This window comes from Sinomonas cyclohexanicum (genome assembly GCF_020886775.1).
GTDB lineage: Bacteria > Actinomycetota > Actinomycetes > Actinomycetales > Micrococcaceae > Sinomonas > Sinomonas cyclohexanicum.
Genome location: NZ_AP024525.1, coordinates 1,859,992 through 1,875,089 on the forward strand (window position 1 = coordinate 1,859,992; position 15,098 = coordinate 1,875,089).

Here is a 15,098-nt window from a genome sequence, read left to right on the forward strand (position 1 = left end):
CGTGGCCGCTCCGAGCCTGACGCGCCGACTCATCGCGCTGGGGTCAGCAGACCCGGTGCGGGCGGAGCGGTTCCTCGCGGCGAGAGAACTCGAGGGCCTCGAGATGGAGGCGCTCCTCGAGGGCCTGGCCTCCGCCCCCGACCCGGACGGGGCCCTCCTGGCTCTCGTCCGGCTCATTGAGCGCACGCCCGTGGCCCGTGCCCTCGTGGAGGCAGGCCCCGGACGGAGCGAACCGATGTTCAGGCTCCTCGGCGCCTCGGAGGCACTCGGCGAGTTCCTGATCCGCCACCCCGAGCACTCCGACGTCTTCAATCAGCCGGTCTCACCTGAGCCGGTGGGCGCCGACCCCGGAGCGCTCCGGGAGTCTCTTCTGCGGTCCGTCGGTGCCGACCCGGGCTCCGCCCGGCCCGTCGCGGCAGCGACCGGCCCCGAGGCCTATGCGGCCCTGCGCATCGCATACCGCCGGCACCTGTGCGAGCTCGCGCTGCGGGACCTCGGCTCGGCATCCCCGACGGACTTCCTCCCCACCGCTGCCGCGGAACTCTCGGATCTGGCCGGGGCAGCCCTCGAGGCGGGCCTGGCCGTGTCCCGCGCCGAGGCGGAGGCGAGCTTCGGGCGCGAGGACGTCGCCGCCGTCGCCCTCGCCGTGATCGGGATGGGCAAGTGCGGCGCCCGCGAGCTCAATTACATCTCGGACGTGGACGTCGTCTACGTCATCGAGGCCGACGGCGCGACAGGTGCGGCACAGCACAGCACGCCGGGGCATGGCGAGCCGGCGCGCAGCACGGGCCCGATCGACCCGGCCCGGGCGGTCCAGATCGGCACGATGCTCGCCACGGGCATGGCACGCGCGGTGTGGTCGACCGGCCGGGAGCCCGCGCTGTGGCAGGTCGACGCGAATCTGCGGCCCGAGGGGCGCGAGGGGCCGCTCGTGCGCACCCTCGAGTCACACCTCGCGTACTACGAGCGCTGGGCCCAAAGCTGGGAGTTCCAGGCGCTGCTCAAGGCCCGCTGCATCGCAGGAGACCGCGGCCTCGGCGAACGTTACGAGGCTGCCGTCGGCCCGCTCGTCTGGGCCTCGGCCGGCCGTGAAGGCTTCGTGGAATCGGTCCAGGCGATGCGCCGGAGGGTGACCGACAACATCCCCGCCGCCGAGGCGGATCGCCAGATCAAGCTCGGCGCCGGCGGCCTGCGCGACGTCGAGTTCACGGTCCAGCTCCTCCAGCTGGTCCACGGGCGCAGTGACGAGTCACTGCGCGTGCGGGACACGACCTCGGCCATCGCCGCGCTCGCGGCGGGCGGATACATCGGCCGGACGGCGGCGGGGGAGTTCGACTCGTCCTACCGCTACCTGCGCCTGCTCGAGCACCGGCTGCAGCTGTCCAAGCTCCGGCGCACGCACCTCATGCCCACGTCCGAGGACGCCCTCAGGGCGCTCGCCCGGGCCGCCCAGGGAGTGCTCGAGACGGGCCGTGCATCCCCGGAACAGCTCCTGGACACGTGGCAGCGCACCAAGCGGCGCGTGCGCGAACTGCATGAGCAGATCTTCTACCGGCCGCTGCTGAATACGGTGGCCCACCTGAGTCCGGCGGAGGCCAGGCTGACCCCGGAGGCCGCCCAGGCGCGGCTCGCGGCCCTCGGATATCGCGACCCCCAGGGCGCGATGCGGCACATCGAGGCCCTCACGGCGGGCGTGAGCCGGCGGGCGGCGCTCCAGCGGCAGCTGCTGCCCGTGCTGCTCGGCTGGATCGCCGAGGGGGCCGATCCTGACGGCGGCCTGCTCGCCTTCCGCCGCGTGAGCGAGGCGCTCGGCACAACGCACTGGTACCTCGGACTCCTGCGGGACTCCTCGGCCGCGGCCGAGCGGCTCTCCCATGTCCTGGCCGACTCCCGCCTCATCGCGGACCTCCTCGAGGTCTCGCCCGAGTCGGTGAAGTGGCTCGGGAGCGACGACGACCTTGTCCCCCTGTCCCTGGAAGCGCAGTGGCAGGAGATCCAGTCCAAGCTCTCGCGGCACGAGGAACCGTCCGCGGCCATGCGGCTCGTGCGGCTGATCCGGCGGCGCGAGATCCTCCGCATCGCCCTCGCGGACAGCTCGGGCGTCCTCGACACGGAGTCGGTGGGCCGCGCGCTCTCTGACGCGGACCAAGCCGCGGTCCTGGGCGCGCTGCGCGTCGCCGAAGGGGAGGCCGAGGCGGCCGACGGCGCGCTGCTCACCCACGTCCTCGTGGTCGCGATGGGGCGCCAAGGCGGGCGTGAGATCGGCTATGGCTCGGACGCCGACGTCATCTACGTACACCGCGCGCTTCCGGGGGCCGACCCGGGGGCCGCGCAGCGCCAGGCCCTCTCCATCGTCGGGAGCCTGTCCGCACTGCTCACCCAGCCGCTCAAGCCGCCAGTCCTCGCGGAACGGGTGCTGTCCCTCGACGCGGACCTGCGCCCCGAGGGCAAGAACGGGCCGCTCGTGCGCTCGATCGACTCCTTCGCCGAGTACTACCGCCGGTGGGCGCTCGTCTGGGAGGCCCAGGCCCTCCTGCGGGCACGCCCCATGGCGGGCGACGACGCGCTGGCGGCCGACTTCATCGCACTTGTCGACACGGTGCGGTACCCGGAGGAGCTGAGCGCGGAGGCCGTGCGGGAGATCCGGCGCATCAAGGCCCGGGTCGAGGCCGAGCGGCTGCCACGCGGAGCGGACCCGTCCCGCCACGTCAAGCTGGGCAGAGGCGGGCTCAGCGACGTGGAATGGCTGGTCCAACTGCTGCAGCTCCAGCACGCTGCCCGGCACCCCGAGCTGCGCACGACCGGCACGCTGGAGGCGCTCTCGGCCGCGACGGACCTTGGCCTGATCCCGCCGCACGAGTCGGAGCTCCTCGCGGAGGCATGGCGCCTCGCGAGCCGCATCCGCAGCGCCAACGTCGCATGGAGCGGCCGCGCCTCGGACCTCGTGCCGACGTCGCGGCGGGACCTCGAGGCGGTCGCCCGGTGGTGCGGCTACGCCCCAGACCGGGCGACGGCGTTCGAGCAGCACTACCTCAACGTGACCCGCCGCGCGCGGCATGTTTTCGAGCGGCGCTTCTACGGCGTCGGGGAGTGATCGGCGAGAAAGGACGACTCCATGCACGATCTGGTGAATGTCGCGGCCGCGGCCGCGGAGGAGCTCGAGAGGGCGCGCAAGAGCCCCCATGGGCGCAGCGCCCGGGCCCTGCTGCGGGACGGGCTGCTCCGCCACACGCTCCTGGCGATCCTGGACGGACAGGTGCTCGGGGACCATGCAAAGCCGGCCGCCGCGACCCTGCACGTCCTGGCCGGGACGTTCGTGGTGCGCTCGGAGACGGCAGAGGTCAGGCTCACCGCGGGACAAGTGGGTGTCCTGCCCGGCCCACGGCATGACGTGACGGCAGAGGGCGACTCGACGGGGATCCTCACGACCGTCGCGGGGTAGGCGACGGCGCCCCACCACCAGGACATACGACGGCGCCCCCCGCCTTCCGCTGGCCAGCAGCGGGAGCCGAGGGGCGCCGTCGTGCGCGGATCAGCAGCCGAAGTAGAGCTCGAACTCGTACGGGTTCGGGCGCAGCGAGAGCGGCATGATCTCCTTCTCGCGCTTGTACGCGACCCAGGTGTCGATGAGGTCCTGCGTGAAGACGCCGCCGGCCTGGAGGAACTCGTTGTCCGCCTCGAGGGCCTCAAGCGCCTCCTCGAGCGAGCCCGGGGCCTTGGGGATGTCGCGGGCCTCCTCGACGGGGAGCTCGTAGAGGTCCTTGTCGATCGGGGCCGGCGGCTCGATGCGGTTGCGGATGCCGTCGATCCCGGCCATGAGCTGGGCGGCGAACGCGAGGTACGGGTTGGACGAGGGATCCGGCGCGCGGAACTCGATGCGCTTCGCCTTCGGGTTGGAACCCGTGATCGGGATGCGGATGCCGGCGGAGCGGTTGCCCTGCGAGTACACCATGTTGACAGGGGCCTCGAAGCCCTTGACGAGGCGCTTGTAGGAGTTCACGGTCGGGTTCGTGAAGGCGAGCACCGCGGAGGCGTGCTTGAGCAGGCCGCCAATGTACCAGCGGGCGAGGTCGGAGAGGTTGGCGTAGCCCTTCTCGTCGTAGAAGAGCGGCTCGCCGCCGTTCCAGAGCGACTGGTGGCAGTGCATGCCCGAGCCGTTGTCGCCGAAGATCGGCTTCGGCATGAACGTCACTGCCTTGCCCCACTCGAGGGCCGTGTTCTTGATGATGTACTTGAACTTCTGCAGGTCGTCCGCGGCGCGCACGAGGGTCGAGAACCTGTAGTTGATCTCGGCCTGGCCGGCGGCGCCGACCTCATGGTGCGAGCGCTCGACCTCGAGGCCCGCGGCGTCGAGCGCGAGGCACATGGCGTCGCGCAGGTCGGCCTGGTGGTCCACCGGCGCCACCGGGAAGTAGCCGCCCTTGAACGGGTCTTGTTCCGAGGTTGCCGCCTCTTCCTCGCGCCGGAGTTCCACGGTGCCTCGATCGAGTCGACCTTGTAGAAGGAACCCGAGGCCCTCGCGGGGAGGCCGACGGTCGAGAGGAACCCTGCGGGGAGGACTCGAACTGGACGTTGTCGAAGACGAAGAACTCGGCCTCGGGGGCAAAGAACGCGGTGTCCGCGATGCCGGTTGAGGCGAGGTAGGCCTCGGCGCGCTCGGCCACGCCGCGCGGGTCGCGGTGGTAGGGCTCGCCCGTGCGCGGGTTGACGATCGAGAAGTTCAGCGCGAGCGTCTTCTCGACACGGAACGGGTCCACGAAGGCGGTCGTGACGTCCGGGATGAGCTGCATGTCCGACTCGGCGATGCCCTGGAAGCCGCGGATCGAGGAGCCGTCGAAGAGCTGGCCATTGTCGAAGAAGTCCTCGTCGACGGTCTTGGCCGGGATGTTGAAGTGCTGCTGGACGCCCGGCAGGTCGGTGAAGCGGATATCGACGAACTTGACGTCTTCATCCTTGATGTACTTGAGGACTTCGTCCGCAGACTTGAACATCTGTACTCCTAACGCGGGTGGACAGAGGCGGGCCGTAGGCACACGCAGGCTCTGCATTGGTCAGCGGCGAAACGCCTCGCTGCAACTGCGTCCACACTACGAGGAAGGGATTTCCCGTCCGTGTCGGCATTGTTTCAGCGAAGTTACGCGGGCCCTTGCCGTGTAAACGCTAGCGGCAGCCGGGGCAGGAGGCCAGCACCTGATCGGAGGCCCCGCATCTGGTGGAATGCCCGTGCCCTTTGGAATGCCCATGACTCCTAGAATGGACGGGTGATCGAGCGCAAAGACATCGGATCCTGGATCAGCGGCCCCCAGCTCGAAGAGGGCGACTATCCGGGCAGGCGCCTCGGCATGCCGCGCTCCGGGCCGGGCTCGGTGGGGCGGCCGGGCCGTCGCGTGCTGGCCCTGTGCATCGACTGGGCCGCCTCCTACGCCGTCGCCGCAGCGTTCTTCGGCGGGAGCCAGATGTCCATCCTGCTCGTGTTCGCGGTCGAGCAGATCCTCCTCGTGGGGCTGGTGGGATTCGGGCTCGGGCACCGCATCGCGGGGCTCAAGGTGCGTCGCCTCGATGGCGGGCCGGTGGGGATCCCCCGTGCAGCCCTCCGCACCCTCCTGCTGTGCCTCGTCATCCCCGCCGTGGTCTTCGACCTCGACCAGCGCGGCCTGCATGACAAGGCGGCCGGTACCGTCGTCACCCGCCTCTGAGTACGGCGAGTCTGGCTGGCGCCGGAACGCGCCCGCCGACGCGGAAGGGCCCCGGCGGCAGCGCTGCCGGGGCCCTTCCCGTGGTCGCGTGCCTGTTCGGCCTGCGGGATCGGTGTGTGGTTCGCGCCGGCGGGGGGTCAGCGCCCGCGCATCGCCCGGCGGTCGGGCCGCATCCGCGAGGGGTCGATGCCCTTGGGGATCGGGAGCCGCGTTCCGAGCGATCCGATGCGCTTGTTCACGGCGGCGACCTCGACCTTGGTGAGCTCGGGCTTGAGCTTGTTCATGGCCTTCGCGACATTGCGGAGGGGCGTCTGGCCCTCATCGCGGCCGGTCTCGATCACATGGATCGGGACGTTCGGGAGGATGCGGGCGAGTCGCTTGCGCTCGCCGTCGACGAGCGGGCGGACCCGGGCGCTCGGCCCTTCGGAGACGAGCACGACACCGGGGCGGCCGATGGCGCGGAACACGACATCCTGCGTGCGGGGGTTGACGGCGACGGGCTGCTCCTCGACGATCCAGCCGCGGCGGAGCGAGTTGAGGGCGGCGCCGGCGGCACCGGGCTGGCCTTCGATCTGGGCGTAGGCAGCGCGTTCGGCACGGCGGCTCAGGATGAAGACGGCACCGAGGATGCCGAGCAGGATGCCGATGATCAGACCGGTGATCCAGTTGTCCAGGAGGAAGCCGATCAGCAGGCTCACGGCCGTGACCCCGAGGAACACCAGCAGCATGAGCCACACGGCGTTGGGATCGGCCTTCCGGGTCATCTGGAAGACCTGGAGGAACTGCTGGAAGCCGTTGGGCTTCTTAGCCTTCTTCGGAGCGCTGTCCGAGGGGGTGTTGGTGCTCTTCGCCATAGTGACTCAATTCTAGGCCACCACAGCGCCAGGCAGGACGCCCGGTGACGGGCGCCCTGCCTCAGCGGTGTTCTCGCGGACGACGGCGCGCGGCCGGCTCACGCGTGCCGGGCGGCTACCAGTGTGGCGGCTTCCTGGCGGGTGGTGCCGGAGGACTCGATGTGTGCGAGCTGGGGCGGGATCTCCCAGCCCTTCTTGCGCATCGCGGTGGCCCAGAGGCGCCCGGCGCGGTAGGAGGAGCGCACGAGCGGGCCGCTCATGACGCCGAGGAAGCCGATCTCCTCTGCCTCCTGGGACAGCTCGACGAACTCCTCGGGCTTGACCCAGCGTTCGACGGGGTGGTGCCGCTCGGACGGGCGCAGGTACTGGGTGATGGTGATGAGGTCGCAGCCGGCCTCGTGCAGGTCGCGCAGGGCCTGGGAGACCTCCTCGCGGGTCTCGCCCATGCCCAGGATCAGGTTCGACTTGGTGACCATGCCCTGGTCGCGTCCCTGGGTGATGACGTCGAGGGAGCGCTCGTAGCGGAACGCGGGGCGGATGCTCTTGAAGATGCGCGGGACGGTCTCGACGTTGTGCGCGAAGACCTCGGGCTTGGCCTCGCAGATCGCGGTGATGTGCTCGGGCTTGCCGGAGAAGTCGGGGATGAGGATCTCGACGCCGGTGCCGGGGTTGAGCTCGTGGATCTTGCGGACGGTCTCGGCATAGAGCCAGACGCCCTCGTCTTCGAGGTCGTCGCGGGCCACGCCGGTCACGGTCGCGTAGCGCAGGGCCATGGACTGCACGGAGCGGGCGACCTTGGTGGGCTCGAAGCGGTCCAGCGGGGAGGGCTTGCCGGTGTCGATCTGGCAGAAGTCGCAGCGCCGGGTGCATTCGGAGCCGCCGATGAGGAACGTGGCCTCCTTGTCCTCCCAGCACTCGAAGATGTTGGGGCAGCCGGCCTCCTCGCAGACGGTGTGGAGCCCCTCCTTCTTCACCTGGTTCTTGAGCTGGATGAACTCGGGGCCCATCTGGACCTTGGCCTTGATCCACTCGGGCTTGCGCTCCACCGGGGTCTGGGAGTTGCGCTGCTCGATGCGCAGGAGGCGGCGGCCTTCGGGCGCGAGGGTCATGCGTGGGCTCCTTCGGTCTGGGCGACGAACTCGCCCGCGCGGCGGGACAGCTCCTCGGTGATGCGATCGACGATGTCGGCGGGGGTGACCAGGCGGCCGCACTCAGCCGAGATCGTGGTGGTGCCGGCGTCGGTGATGCCGCACGCGATGATCTGGCTGTACGGCTCGAGGCTGTTGCTGGCGTTGATCGCGAACCCGTGGCCGGTGACGCCCTCGTGGACGCTGATGCCGATGGCCGCGATCTTGCGGTCCCCGCCTCGCTCGTCGGCGCGGACCCACACGCCGGAGCGCCCGTCGACGTGCTCGGCCTTGATCCCGTACTCGGAGATGACGGTGATCATGACGTCCTCGAGGAGCTCGACGTACGCGCGGATGGCGCGGGGCTCGGCGAGCCGGACGATCGGATAGCCCACGAGCTGGCCCGGGCCGTGCCAGGTGAGCTTGCCGCCGCGGTCGACGGGGACCACCGGGGTGCCGTCGAGCGGACGCTCGTGGTCCTCGGTGCGCTTGCCGGCCGTGTAGACCGGGGAGTGCTCGAGGAGGAGGACGGTGCTGGGGGCGGTTCCCGCCGCCACGTCGTCGTGGAGCTCGCGCTGGGCGGCCAGACCGTCGGAGTACTCGACGTAGTCAGGCGCGAGTCCCAGCCGGGTGAACGCAAGAGTCATGCCGACAAGCTTAGTCCTCGGCCCCAAGGCAGCCCGAAGAGTGTGATGAGGGTCGCATCGGCCCGGGCCTGTGGATAACTTCTGCGGCCGCGCGGCGATCTGCGGTAGACATGAGCCATGGACGCTCTCAGCCATCCTCAGCCGGACGCCCAGCGCGGTCCACGGCCCGCGCTCCCCGGCTACGAGGCGGTGCGTCCCATTGGTGCCGGCGGCACCGGCACCGTCTGGCTGCTGCGGGACTCCGGGACCGGCAGGCAGTGTGCCGCGAAGCTCATCCTCGCCCCATCCGGCGCCTCCCCGGACCACGCGTCTGAGGCGCTCGAGCGGGCGCGGAAGGAGGTGCGGATCGCGCAGGCCCGGCCCCACGACCACATCCTGCCGGTGCATGGCGCGCTGCCTGCCGAGGTTTCGGGGACGCCTGCCGTCGCGATCCTGGCCGACTACGCGCCCGGAGGGTCGCTCGGACGTCTGCTTCAGGCCCGGGGCCGCCTCCCGATCGGGGAGTGCGTTACCGTCGTGGCGCCGATCGCTCAGGCCCTCGCGGTCCTCCACGCCGACGGCACAGCCCATGGCGACGTCTCGCCCGGCAACATCCTCTTCACGGTGGAGGGCAAGCCCTTGCTCGCCGACTTCGGCCTGGGCCGCATGGTCGGCGACGCCGCGGGGGACGGAGGCGGGACGCCCGGCTTCCATGCACCCCATGCGGCGGTGGCTCCCGCGACTGCTTCCGTGCGCCACGCCGCAGAGCCGGGCGGTGCGGGTGCACTGCGGCCGGCGGCGCTCGCCGCTGCGGGCGACGTCTTCTCGCTCGGCGCCGTGGCCTGGTTCGCCCTCACCGGTGCGCCGCCTGCCCGGACGGAGGCGAGGCCGCCGCTCCCGCTCATCATCGAGGACGTGCCGGCCGAACTGGCGGCGGCCATCGAGGCGGCCCTCCGTGAGGATCCGCGGCAGCGACCCTCCGCGGAGGAACTCGCGCGGTCGGTCCTCCGCAGCGCCCGCCCCGCGCAGGTGGACCTCTCCTCGTCGGTTGACGCGAGCGTCCTCCCCGAGCTCCTCACGCGGCGTCAGGAGCCCGCCGCCGGCCGCGGCCGACTGCTGGGATCGGGGCGCCGCCGCTCGAACGTGCCGCGGGGAGCACAGGCCCTTGGGCGCGGACCCCGCGGGCAGCGGGGAAGACCGCGAGAGGGGCGCCCGCGGACATGGCTCGCGTGGTCCGGCGCGGGCGTGCTCGCCGTTGTGACAGTGCTGGCCGCCGCGTGGTGGATCGGCTCCCTCGGCGGAACCACGGGCCACGTGGCCGGATCGGGCCACGGGGCGGCGCGGCCACAGGGCAGCAGCACCTCGGACAGCGCCGCCACGGCCGACGGCCCCTTGGGCTGGGCGGCTCTGCCCGAGGGGCTGCGTCGGTCTGCCGAGTCGGCCGACCCGGTGCAGGCGGTCCAAGCGCTCTCGGAGATTCGTGCCCGCGCCATCGCGGCCCAGGACCGCGGCTTGCTCTCCGCCGTCAACGCCCCGGGATCCGCGGCGGGCTCGACCGATGAGGCGCTGCTGGACCAGCTCGCCGCGGATGGACAGCGGCTCGAGGGGTTCAGCGCGCGCGTCCTGAGCGCGGTCCTCGAGGAGCAGTCCGCCGCCGGCGGACAGGGAGCGGCCGGCGCGGAGACCGCCGTCGTGCGCGCGAGGATCGTCACGAGCGGGTACGCCGTGAAGGACAGCACGGGCGCGACGGTGGGGGAGCGCCCGGCGGGACTCGATCAGGAGCTGCGGGTCCTGCTGCAGCGCGGTGCCCACGGCTGGAAGGTCGCCAGCATCGCCGCCGCGTGAGCGTCGCGCGATCACCGTGGGAAATCCGTGGGTCGCCGGGGCGGAAGGGGGAGATGCGGCGTGCGTCACACTGCGTGCGGCGGGCGCGGCCCCGCCCCGGAGGCGGCCCGCGCCCTGCCTATGATCGGAGAATGACTGGCTCCAGCTACTTCCGCTATCCCCATGTGCACGGGGACCTCGTGGCCTTCGTCGCCGAGGATGACGTCTGGCTCGCACCCGTGGCGGGCGGCCGCGCGTGGCGGCTGTCCTCGCTTGGCCTGCCCGCGCGCAACCCCCGGTTCGCGCCCGACGGCAGCAAGGTGGTCTGGACGGTCGTCCAGGGCAGCGCGCCCGAGGTCGTCTCGGCGGATGTGGACGGCGGAGGCTTCCGCCAGCTGACGTGGTTCGGGCACTCCACCACCCGCGTGAAGGGCTTTGCGCCGGATGGTCGCGTGGTCGTCACGAGCGCCCACAACCAGCCGGACAGCCGCCATACCCACGCCTATACCATCCCGGTCGACGGCGGGTGGCTCGAGGAGCTGCCGTACGGGCCGGTCGACTCGGTCGCCTACGGCCCCAGCATCGGCGACGACCGCCCCGTCGTGGTCGGCAGCGTCCTGACCAAAGACCCCGCCCATTGGAAGCGCTACCGTGGCGGTGCGGCGGGCAAGCTGTGGATCGACCCGGACGGCGGGGGCGAGTTCCGCCGCCTCGTCAGCGGGATCGACGGGAACCTGTCGGACCCGATGTGGGTCGAGGGGCGCATCGTGTTCCTCTCCGACCACGAAGGTGTCGGCAACCTCTACTCGGTGGACCGCTCGGGCTCGGACCTGCGCCGGCACACGGACTCCGACCGCTTCTACGTCCGGCACGCGAGCACCGACGGGAACCGTGTGGTCTTCGACAGCGCGGGGGAGCTATGGCTCCTGGACGGGCTCGACGCCGAGCCGCGCCGCCTCGAGGTGGTCCTCGCCTCCGCCTCCACGTCGCGCCGGACGGTGCCGCTCGCCGTCGCACGCCACCTCGGCGAGGTCGTGCCCACCCCCGACGGCCGCGCGAGCGTCGTCGAGTCCCACGGCACCGTCCACTGGCTCACCCACCGCGACGGGCCCTCCCGGGTGGTCGAGGCGACCCCGGGGGTGCGCGCCCGGCTCGCGCGCCCCCTCGGTGCGGATGCCGTGGCGTTCATCGCCGACCACGACGGCGAGGAAGGACTCTTCATCCGCCGCCTCGGCGGCCAGGCGCCCGCGGCGGCCGCAGAGCCGGGATCCGGGCAGCGCACGCCCGACCGCGCGCCACGCTCCGGCGGCCCGTCCCCCGACGGCCTCCCGCAGCCGGTGGCCGCGCTCGGCAGGGGAGGCCTCGATGCCCAGGCCCCCAACGGCTCGCAGCCGAACTCTGGGGGTCATGGGGATCCTGAGGGCCCCGAGGAGAACCATCGGCCTGGGGACCGGGCCGTCGGGGCACCGGGCGTTGGGGCCCGGGCAGCGTTCCGCTCCTACGTGGTCCCGGCGCGCGGGTCAGCGCCCGTCGCGCCCGACGAGGCCGATTCCCTGCCGAGCCTGCGCCGCATCGCGCTGCCCTCGACCCACCGGGCCGCCGAGCTCGTGCCGAGCCCCGATGCGAGGTTCATCGCCGTGGGGACCGCGTTCGGCGACGTCCACCTCGTCGACGTGGAGTGCGGCACCGCGACCACGCTCAGCACGGTCTCTGAGGGCACGATCGAGCAGCTCGCGTGGAGCCCAGACTCGCGCTGGCTCGCGTGGAGCGAGCCCGTGACCGCCTTCGGGTCGCGGTCCAAGGTGCGCCTCGCGGACCGGGAGACCGGGCGGGTCGCCGACGTCACCGACGGCCGGTTCTGGGACGCGTCCCCCGCGTTCACCCCCGACGGGAAGTACCTCGCGTTCCTCTCGGGCCGCAGCTTCGACCCGGTCTACGACGGCCACTCCTTCGACCTCTCCTTCCCGAGCCCCATCAAGCCCTACATCGTGCCGCTCGCCGCGACCACCGCGAGCCCGTTCGGGCCGCGCGTCGCGGATTTCGGCGCGGCCCGGGTGGAGTCGGCGGCGCCGTCCGCGCACGACGACGAGCACGCGCCGTCGTCCGATGCGGCACCTGGGGCGGGGGTGCCCGCCACCGGAACCGCCGCCGCGGAGGTGACGGTCGACCTCGAGGGCATCCAGCACCGGATCACCTCGCTGCCGGTCCGTCAGGGCAACTACTCGCGGCTCACCGCGGCCCCCGACGCGCTGCTGTGGATGTCCCAGGACCTCACGGGTGCCACGGGAGAGGGCAAGGCCAAGCCGGGGGACAAGGACGCGGCCCCGACGCTCCACCGGCTCGACCTGGTCACCGGGGTCGAGACGACCATCGTCGGGGCGCTGGACCGGTACCGGCTCAGCGCCGACGGCACCCGCGTGGTCTACGTGCGGGAGCGCGGCGTTCACAGCGTGCCGAGCGACAAGCAGGCCGAGGACGGGCACGCGGAGCACGTGGGCGTGGACCTGGACCGCATCCGGGTCCGGCTCGATCCCGCCGCAGTGTGGGAGCAGGCGTTCGACGAGGCCTGGCGGCTCCAGCGCGACTTCTACTGGACCGCGGACATGGCGGGGATCGACTGGGACGAGGTCCGCAGCCGCTACCGTCCGCTCGTGGCGCGGCTCGGCTCGCATGATGACCTCGTGGACCTCCTGTGGGAGATGCACGGCGAGCTGGGCACCTCGCACGCGTACGTCACCCCGGCCCTCGTGACCGAGCCGGGAGCCGGCGGCCAGGGCAGGCTCGGCGGCGAGTTCGACTTCGACGGCGGCTGGGTGGTGCGGCGCGTCCTCGCGAGCGAGTCCTCGGACCCGCTGGCTTCGTCGCCGCTCGCTTCTCCCGGCGCCGGGGTGCGCCCGGGGGACAGGCTCCTCGAGGTGGATGGCGTGCCTCTCACCCCTGACTTCGGCCCCGCGATCGCGTTGGCGGGCGCGGCCGGCAAGGTCGTCGAGCTCACGATGCTCAACGGCGCGGAGCACGGCGACGCCGCAGGACGGAGCCGGCGCATCGCCGTCGTGCCGATCCGCGACGAGGAGCGGCTCCGCTACCAGGACTGGGTGCAGGCGAACCGCAGGCTTGTCCGCGAGGCGTCCGAGGGGCGCTTCGGCTACCTCCACGTGCCCGACATGGCGGCCCGCGGCTGGGCCCAGCTGCACCGGGACCTGGACACGGAGACCGCGCTCGACGCGCTCATCGTCGACGTGCGCCGCAACCGCGGCGGGCACACGTCCCAGCTCGTCGCGGAGCTCATCGGCCGACGCGTGATCGGCTGGAGCATGCCCCGCGGGGAGCAGCCGCGGACCTACCCCCGGCAGGCGCCGCGCGGCCCTGTGGTGATCCTCGCCGACGAGTTCGCCGGATCGGACGGGGACATCATCACCCAGGTCGGCAAGCTGAGGGGGATCGGCCCCGTTGTCGGGACGAGGACGTGGGGCGGGGTCATCGGGATCGACAACCGCTTCAAGCTCGCCGACGGGACCGCCGTGAGCCAGCCGCGCTACGCGACCTGGTTCGAGGGCGGCATCGGGTGGGGGGTGGAGAACTTCGGGGTCGAGCCGGACATCGAGGTGGCGTACCCCCCACAGGCCTACGCCGCCGGGATCGACCCGCAGCTCGAGCACGGCATCGGTGTGCTCAAGGAGATGCTCGTGGAGATCCCCACCCAGCGGCCGCCGGCGCGCGAGGGCTACCGCTCGGTGCGGCCCGCGCCCCTGCCTCCGCGCCCCCAGGACCTGGCCGATGCGGAGGCCGTTCCGGCGTACGAGGGCTGAGCGCCTCCCCGGCCCGTCCCGCGAGGACCGAGGTCGAGCAGGCCCAGGCGCCACGAGGGCCCCACTCCGATGCGGAGAGGGGCCCTCGTGGCGTTCCGGCCCGGGGCACTCCGGGCCGGCGCGGTGGGGAGGTCAGGCCTCGAGCGTGGCCTCGAGCGTGATGGTGATGCCCGCGAGGGCCTGGCTGACCGGGCAGCCGGCCTTGGCGCCGTCGGCGATCTTCTGGAACTCGTCATCGGAGATGCCGGGGACCTTCGCGGTGACGGTGAGCTTGCTGGTCTGGATGCCCTTGCCGGGCACGAAGTCGACCGCGGCCTTCGTGGTGATCTCCGTGGCCGTGTAGCCGGCCTCCGCGAGGCCGTTGCTGAACGCCATCGAGAAGCATGCCGAATGCGCGGCGGCGATGAGCTCCTCCGGGCTGGTCTTGCCGTTGGCGTCCTCGCTGCGGGCCTTCCAGGTGACGTCGTAGGTGCCGAGGCCGGATGAGTCGAGGGTGGTCTGGCCGGACCCCTCCATGAGGGTGCCGTTCCAGACGGTGTGCGCGTTGCGGATCGTAGCCATGAGTGCTCCTTGCTCCGTGGTCGGTGTGCCGCGGCACAGCCAAGCGGCTGGCCGTCCTCGCCCATCCTAGGCACAAAGAGGGCCCCGCCGCCGGTGCTGTCACCGATGCGACGGGGCCGCGGACGAGCCGCCGGACGGGCTACTGCCAGATCGTGGCGATGGCGATGTTGAGCAGGGCGAGGCCGCCCACGCCGTGCGCGAGGCCCGGGGCAACCTTCTCGCCGGACTTGCGCCTGCGGTTGCCCACGAACGCGAGGGCGCCGACGACGACCGCGATGACGAACTTGACCGTGAGCTTGATGTACAGGTTGGTGTCGAGCGGCTGGACGCCGCTGTCCGCCTGCTTGGAGAGGACGGTGATGAGGCCCACGAGGATGATGCCCGTGACGAGCTGGGTCATGGCGCCGTCGAACTGCCGGGCACCGACGGTGGGGTTCTTCATGTTCGCGATCCAGGGGCCAACGATCATGGCCGCACCGACGACGTGCAGGAAGACGACAATGCTCAGGACGACAGTCATGCCCCCGAGTCTAGTGCGGGGCGCACGGCCCTCCCGACCGTTCGGTGGCCCACGTGGGTCCCAACTGGATAACGAAAACGC

At 72.0% G+C, this 15,098-nt stretch carries 10 protein-coding genes and 1 pseudogene; 5 read left to right on the plus strand and 6 right to left on the minus strand.

Features of this window, described 5'->3' with window-relative positions; all coding sequences use genetic code 11:
- The first annotated feature begins 1 nt into the window (after position 1).
- Both SCMU_RS08920 and SCMU_RS08925 read left to right on the plus strand, forming a co-directional pair.
- Positions 2-3,094: a bifunctional [glutamine synthetase] adenylyltransferase/[glutamine synthetase]-adenylyl-L-tyrosine phosphorylase gene (locus SCMU_RS08920; protein WP_229232628.1), complete on the plus strand. Its 3,093-nt coding sequence runs from the start codon at positions 2-4 to the stop codon at positions 3,092-3,094.
- Positions 3,095-3,115: 21 nt separating this feature from the next.
- On the plus strand, positions 3,116-3,442 hold the full coding sequence (locus SCMU_RS08925) for a cupin domain-containing protein (RefSeq protein ID WP_229232629.1): 327 nt from the start codon (positions 3,116-3,118) through the stop codon (positions 3,440-3,442).
- 90 nt (positions 3,443-3,532) lie between these two features.
- On the opposite strand, the pseudogene glnA reads toward SCMU_RS08925, so the two are convergent.
- A pseudogene (gene glnA, locus SCMU_RS08930) lies at positions 3,533-4,991 on the minus strand (type I glutamate--ammonia ligase).
- A gap of 270 nt (positions 4,992-5,261) precedes the next feature.
- Here glnA and SCMU_RS08935 point away from each other — a divergent pair.
- Entirely contained in the window at positions 5,262-5,696 is a 435-nt protein-coding gene (locus SCMU_RS08935) for an RDD family protein (protein ID WP_229232630.1), read from the plus strand.
- Between the two features lie 137 nt (positions 5,697-5,833).
- On the opposite strand, the gene SCMU_RS08940 is transcribed toward SCMU_RS08935, so the two are convergent.
- The 3 genes from SCMU_RS08940 to lipB form a co-directional block, all read right to left on the minus strand.
- Positions 5,834-6,550, minus strand: coding sequence for a DUF4191 domain-containing protein (locus tag SCMU_RS08940; RefSeq protein WP_229232631.1), 717 nt, complete (start codon positions 6,548-6,550; stop codon positions 5,834-5,836).
- Between the two features lie 98 nt (positions 6,551-6,648).
- Positions 6,649-7,659, minus strand: coding sequence for a lipoyl synthase (lipA, locus tag SCMU_RS08945; RefSeq protein WP_229232632.1), 1,011 nt, complete (start codon positions 7,657-7,659; stop codon positions 6,649-6,651).
- Entirely contained in the window at positions 7,656-8,324 is a 669-nt protein-coding gene (gene lipB / locus SCMU_RS08950; protein WP_229232633.1) for a lipoyl(octanoyl) transferase LipB, read from the minus strand. The genes lipA and lipB overlap by 4 nt, the downstream gene beginning before the upstream one ends.
- Before the next feature lie 117 nt (positions 8,325-8,441).
- Here lipB and SCMU_RS08955 point away from each other — a divergent pair, with 117 nt between their 5' ends.
- Both SCMU_RS08955 and SCMU_RS08960 read left to right on the plus strand, forming a co-directional pair.
- Positions 8,442-10,148 carry a serine/threonine-protein kinase gene (locus tag SCMU_RS08955; RefSeq protein WP_229232634.1) on the plus strand — a complete coding sequence of 569 codons (1,707 nt, stop codon included), beginning with the start codon at positions 8,442-8,444 and terminating at the stop codon, positions 10,146-10,148.
- 131 nt (positions 10,149-10,279) lie between these two features.
- A complete protein-coding gene (locus SCMU_RS08960; RefSeq protein WP_229232635.1) occupies positions 10,280-13,936 on the plus strand; it encodes a S41 family peptidase in 3,657 nt (1,218 codons plus the stop codon).
- 132 nt (positions 13,937-14,068) lie between these two features.
- Here the strand turns inward: SCMU_RS08960 and SCMU_RS08965 are convergent, their stop codons facing one another.
- Both SCMU_RS08965 and SCMU_RS08970 read right to left on the minus strand, forming a co-directional pair.
- Positions 14,069-14,497 (minus strand): OsmC family protein, encoded by a 429-nt coding sequence (locus SCMU_RS08965; RefSeq protein WP_229232636.1) that lies wholly within the window; start codon positions 14,495-14,497, stop codon positions 14,069-14,071.
- A 139-nt stretch (positions 14,498-14,636) separates the two neighbouring features.
- Complete coding sequence (locus SCMU_RS08970; protein WP_229232637.1) at positions 14,637-15,017, minus strand: hypothetical protein; 381 nt, start codon at positions 15,015-15,017, stop codon at positions 14,637-14,639.
- Between the last annotated feature and the right edge of the window lie 81 nt (positions 15,018-15,098).

Excerpts from the sequence above, each read along its gene's own strand:
- SCMU_RS08925 (WP_229232629.1), top strand. The coding sequence starts at position 3,116 with ATGCACGATCTGGTGAATGTCGCGGCCGCGGCCGCGGAGGAGCTCGAG.
- SCMU_RS08940 (WP_229232631.1), bottom strand. The coding sequence starts at position 6,550 with ATGGCGAAGAGCACCAACACCCCCTCGGACAGCGCTCCGAAGAAGGCT.
- lipA (WP_229232632.1), bottom strand. The coding sequence starts at position 7,659 with ATGACCCTCGCGCCCGAAGGCCGCCGCCTCCTGCGCATCGAGCAGCGC.
- lipB (WP_229232633.1), bottom strand. The coding sequence starts at position 8,324 with ATGACTCTTGCGTTCACCCGGCTGGGACTCGCGCCTGACTACGTCGAG.
- SCMU_RS08955 (WP_229232634.1), top strand. The coding sequence starts at position 8,442 with ATGGACGCTCTCAGCCATCCTCAGCCGGACGCCCAGCGCGGTCCACGG.
- SCMU_RS08960 (WP_229232635.1), top strand. The coding sequence starts at position 10,280 with ATGACTGGCTCCAGCTACTTCCGCTATCCCCATGTGCACGGGGACCTC.
- SCMU_RS08965 (WP_229232636.1), bottom strand. The coding sequence starts at position 14,497 with ATGGCTACGATCCGCAACGCGCACACCGTCTGGAACGGCACCCTCATG.
- SCMU_RS08970 (WP_229232637.1), bottom strand. The coding sequence starts at position 15,017 with ATGACTGTCGTCCTGAGCATTGTCGTCTTCCTGCACGTCGTCGGTGCG.